The following is a 260-nucleotide window of genomic DNA, read 5'->3' as shown; positions in this document are numbered from 1 at the left end:
CCCCCCCCCCCCCCCCCCCCCCCCCCCCCCCCCCCCCCCCCCCCCCCCCCCCCCCCCCCCCCCCCCCCCCCCCCCCCCCCCCCCCCCCCCCCCCCCCCCCCCCCCCCCCCCCCCCCCCCCCCCCCCCCCCCCCCCCCCCCCCCCCCCCCCCCCCCCCCCCCCCCCCCCCCCCCCCCCCCCCCCCCCCCCCCCCCCCCCCCCCCCCCCCCCCCCCCCCCCCCCCCCCCCCCCCCCCCCCCCCCCCCCCCCCCCCCTTTTTT

Annotated in this window: 1 protein-coding gene; it reads left to right on the top strand. The window is 97.7% G+C overall.

Going from position 1 to position 260, the window contains the following annotated elements:
* Positions 1-260, top strand: a 260-nt coding sequence (locus I8J29_RS34720) for a hypothetical protein (RefSeq protein ID WP_208851174.1), incomplete at both ends; no start/stop codon positions are given.

Origin of the sequence: Paenibacillus artemisiicola (assembly GCF_017652985.1) — a bacterium.
Taxonomy (GTDB): Bacteria; Bacillota; Bacilli; order Paenibacillales; family Paenibacillaceae; genus Paenibacillus_Z; species Paenibacillus_Z artemisiicola.
The sequence above is the reverse complement of the archived record's forward strand: the minus strand, read 5'-3'. Positions and strand labels throughout refer to the sequence as shown.